The 3,930-nt window shown below is 63.6% G+C and carries 5 protein-coding genes; 2 read left to right on the top strand and 3 right to left on the bottom strand.

The window, feature by feature from the left end; genetic code table 11:
- Positions 1-380: M90 family metallopeptidase (locus H0W38_RS18290; RefSeq protein ID WP_292456765.1), on the top strand; the 380-nt coding region annotated here is incomplete at its 5' end.
- 49 nt (positions 381-429) lie between these two features.
- On the opposite strand, the gene clpA is transcribed toward H0W38_RS18290, so the two are convergent.
- Both clpA and clpS read right to left on the bottom strand, forming a co-directional pair.
- The gene (clpA, locus tag H0W38_RS18285) at positions 430-2,736 is read right to left on the bottom strand and encodes an ATP-dependent Clp protease ATP-binding subunit ClpA (RefSeq protein ID WP_292456764.1); all 2,307 of its coding nucleotides are present in this window, start codon (positions 2,734-2,736) and stop codon (positions 430-432) included.
- Complete coding sequence (gene clpS, locus H0W38_RS18280; protein WP_292456761.1) at positions 2,733-3,089, bottom strand: ATP-dependent Clp protease adapter ClpS; 357 nt, start codon at positions 3,087-3,089, stop codon at positions 2,733-2,735. Before clpS ends, clpA begins: the two co-directional genes overlap by 4 nt.
- Before the next feature lie 230 nt (positions 3,090-3,319).
- Between clpS and H0W38_RS18275 the strand changes: the two genes are divergently transcribed.
- Positions 3,320-3,583, top strand: coding sequence for a cold shock domain-containing protein (locus tag H0W38_RS18275; protein WP_292456757.1), 264 nt, complete (start codon positions 3,320-3,322; stop codon positions 3,581-3,583).
- 108 nt (positions 3,584-3,691) lie between these two features.
- On the opposite strand, the gene H0W38_RS18270 is transcribed toward H0W38_RS18275, so the two are convergent.
- The coding region (locus tag H0W38_RS18270) for an isocitrate/isopropylmalate family dehydrogenase (protein WP_292456755.1) at positions 3,692-3,930 on the bottom strand (239 nt) is incomplete at its 5' end.

Genomic DNA, 3,930 nt, shown 5'->3' with positions numbered 1-3,930 from the left:
TGCTGTCCTGGAACGACGTGGCACGCGCCGGCAGTTCAGCGGCCACCGGCTACAACGTCGTGATTCACGAGTTCGTGCACGTGCTCGACATGCACGACGGCATCGTCGACGGCATGCCGCCGCTGCCCGATGCACAGGCGCGCCGGCACTGGCGGGTGGTAATGCAGGCCGCCTTCGAGCGGCTGCGGCGCAGCCTCGACGCAGGCCAAGGCGGTTTTCTCGATCCGTACGGGGCCGAAAGCATCGAAGAATTCTTCCCCGTCGCTGCAGAGGCTTTCTTCGTCGCACCGCAGGCGCTGCGCGCGGAGCAACCGGCGCTGTATGAACTCTTTGCCGACTACTTCCGGCAGGACCCAGCTGCGCTTTTCGAGCGGCCATGAAAACGGGGAGCCGAAGCTCCCCGTCGAACAAGCCGCGAAGGCGGGTTTTTCAATCGGCAGTCGCGGGCTCCGCCTTGGGCTTGTCGCTCTTCTTGGACGGCGTGATGTCGAGCTGCGGAACGCCCTCTGCATCGACATCGACCGTGAGCCGTCCGCCGTCGACCAGCTTGCCGAACAGCAGCTCGTCGGCCAGCGCCCGGCGGATCGTGTCCTGGATCAGGCGCTGCATGGGCCGTGCTCCCATCAGCGGATCGAAGCCCTTCTTCGCGAGGTGCTTGCGCAATGCGTCGGTGAAGGTGACCTCCACCTTGCGCTCGGTGAGCTGCCCTTCGAGCTGAAGCAGGAACTTGTCGACCACACGCAGGATGACGTCTTCGCCCAGCGCCTTGAAGCTCACGATCGCATCGAGCCGGTTGCGAAACTCGGGCGTGAACAGGCGCTTGATGTCGGCCATCTCGTCGCCCGCCTCGCGCGAGTTGGTGAAGCCGATCATCGACTTGTTCATCGTCTCGGCACCCGCATTGGTGGTCATGATGATGATCACGTTGCGGAAGTCGGCCTTGCGCCCGTTGTTGTCGGTCAGGGTGCCGTGGTCCATCACCTGCAGCAGCACGTTGAAGACGTCCGGGTGGGCTTTCTCGATCTCGTCGAGCAACAGCACCGAGTGCGGCTTCTTGGTGACCGCCTCGGTCAGAAGACCGCCTTGGTCGAAGCCCACATAGCCCGGGGGCGCACCGATCAGGCGGCTGACCGTGTGGCGCTCCATGTACTCCGACATGTCGAAGCGGATCAACTCGATGCCCAGAATGTAGGCGAGCTGCTTAGCCGCTTCGGTCTTGCCCACGCCGGTGGGGCCGCTGAACAAGAACGCGCCGATCGGCTTGTCGGGCTTGCCCAGGCCCGAGCGGGCCATCTTGATGGCCGAGGCCAGCGCGTCGAGCGCCGGATCCTGACCAAACACCACGCTCTTCAGATCCCGGTCCAGGTTCTTGAGCTTGCTGCGGTCGTCGTTGCTCACGCTCTGCGGCGGGATCCGCGCGATCTTGGCGACGATGTCTTCGACCTCGGTGCGCGTGATGGTCTTCTTTTGCTTGTTCTTGGGCAGGATGCGCTGCGCTGCGCCGGCCTCGTCGATCACGTCGATCGCCTTGTCGGGCAGGTGGCGGTCGTTGATGAACTTCGCCGACAGCTCGGCCGCGGCTTGCAGCGCACCGATCGCGTACTTGACGCTGTGGTGCTCTTCGAAACGCGACTTCAAACCCTTGAGAATCTCGATGGTCTGCTCGACCGAGGGCTCCACCACGTCGATCTTCTGGAAGCGCCGCGAAAGCGCCGCGTCCTTCTCGAAGATGCCGCGGTATTCGGTGAAGGTGGTCGCTCCGATGCACTTGAGCGCGCCGCTGGAGAGTGCCGGCTTGAGCAGGTTGCTCGCGTCCAGGGTGCCGCCCGAGGCTGCGCCGGCGCCGATCAAAGTGTGGATCTCGTCGATGAAGAGTACAGCGTGCGGCTGGTCCTTGAGTGCCTTGAGCACGCCCTTCAAGCGCTGTTCGAAGTCGCCGCGGTACTTGGTGCCGGCCAACAACGCGCCCATGTCGAGGGAGTAGACAGTCGCGTCGGCCAGGATGTCGGGCACTTCGTTCTGCGTGATGCGCCAAGCCAGGCCCTCGGCGATGGCAGTCTTGCCGACACCGGCCTCGCCGACCAGCAAGGGGTTGTTCTTGCGTCGACGGCACAGCACCTGGATCACGCGCTCTACTTCGTGCTCGCGGCCGATCAGCGGATCGATCTTGCCTTCCCGGGCGAGCTGATTGAGGTTCTGGGTGAACTGGTCGAGCGGCGAGCCCTTGCCGTCGGTGGCTTCTTCCTTCTCGTTTTCCGCGCCATTGCCTTCGGCCCCTTTGGCAGGCTCCGGCGGCTCGGACTTCTTGATGCCGTGGGCGATGAAGTTCACCACGTCCAGGCGCGTCACGCCCTGCTGGTGCAGGTAGTAGACGGCGTGCGAATCCTTCTCGCCGAAGATGGCCACCAGCACGTTGGCGCCGGTCACTTCCTTTTTGCCCGAGCCGGTGGACTGCACGTGCATGATGGCGCGCTGGATCACGCGCTGAAAACCCAGCGTCGGCTGCGTGTCCACCTCGTCGCTGCCGCCCACCGTGGGCGTGTTTTCCTTGATGAACTGCGTCAGGCTCTTGCGCAGGTCATCGCTGTTGGCCGAGCAAGCCTTCAGCACCTCGGCGGCCGAGGGGTTGTCGAGCAGCGCGAGCAGCAGGTGCTCAACCGTGATGAATTCGTGGCGCTGCTGGCGCGCTTCGACGAACGCCATGTGCAGACTGACTTCCAACTCTTGCGCAATCATGCGGCCTCCATAGTGCATTGCAACGGGTGTCCCGACCGCTTGGCGGCGGCGAGCACCGACTCGACCTTGGTCGAAGCGACATCCTTCGTGTAGACGCCGCACACGCCACGCCCCTCATGATGAATCTTGAGCATGATCTGCGTGGCGGTTTCGATGTCGCGCTGGAAGTATTCCTGCAGAACCATCACGACAAACTCCATCGGCGTGTAATCGTCGTTCAGCAAGACCACCTGGTACCTGCGCGGCGGCTCGACCTTGGCAGCCTGCCGTTCGGCAACAACGGCTCCCTGCCCGTCGTCCGGCTTGACGGCCGGTGGCTTCGGGGTGGGAGGCGGTTTGCGCTCGTCGGCCATGCAAATCATTCTATCGACTGGTCACTAGCGACTTCCATGCCTGTGGATATGGCGCCGGGCTCCTTGAACACAAGACCCGGTCCAAGGCGACAAGCATCACGCTTGGCCGCTCGAGTGGCAAGGGTGCGGGCGAGCCTCGGCTGTTGAGCATGCCGCGTTCGCAAGCTTGACAGCCCCGGGGGCGCTGCTCAGAATCGATCGGCAAGCACCGCTCGGTGCAGGAGAGAGTCATGGTCAAAGGCACCGTCAAGTGGTTCAACGACGCGAAGGGTTTCGGCTTCATCGAACCGGAAGGCGGCGGCGAAGACGTTTTCGCGCATTTCTCGGCGATACAAATGGAGGGGTTTCGCACCTTGAAGCAAGGCGTGCAGGTTAGTTTCGAGCTGGTCGACGGCCCCAAGGGCAAGCTGGCTCACAACATCGCCTTGCTGGAACCCCGGCAGGCTAGCGTCCGGCCCGACAACGCTGACGCCGACGCCTTGGCGCCCCGCTGAATCGGCCGTCGAGAAGCGGCCCTTCCAGAAAAAAGCCCGCCATTCGGCGGGCATTTTTCTGATGCAGCGATGCCTCGCGAGCCGCGTGGCCGCAACCCGCCCGTTCGCCTACATCTGATCGATCATCACCTGGCCAAAACCCGAGCAGCTGACCTGCGTGGCGCCCTCCAGCAGGCGGGCGAAGTCGTAGGTGACCTTCTTGGACAAGATAGCTTTTTGCATGGCCTCGATGACCAGATCGGCCGCCTCGGTCCAGCCCATGTGGCGCAGCATCATCTCGGCCGAAAGAATCTCCGAGCCCGGGTTGACGTAGTCCTTGCCAGCGTATTTGGGCGCCGTGCCGTGGG

It is taken from the genome of Methylibium sp. (genome assembly GCF_013817365.1).
GTDB lineage: Bacteria > Pseudomonadota > Gammaproteobacteria > Burkholderiales > Burkholderiaceae_C > Methylibium.
The sequence above is the reverse complement of the archived record's forward strand: the minus strand, read 5'-3'. Positions and strand labels throughout refer to the sequence as shown.

Bases quoted from the DNA above. Each gene is read 5' to 3' on its own strand.
- clpS (WP_292456761.1), bottom strand. From the start codon at position 3,089: ATGGCCGACGAGCGCAAACCGCCTCCCACCCCGAAGCCACCGGCCGTC.
- clpA (WP_292456764.1), bottom strand. From the start codon at position 2,736: ATGATTGCGCAAGAGTTGGAAGTCAGTCTGCACATGGCGTTCGTCGAA.
- H0W38_RS18275 (WP_292456757.1), top strand. From the start codon at position 3,320: ATGGTCAAAGGCACCGTCAAGTGGTTCAACGACGCGAAGGGTTTCGGC.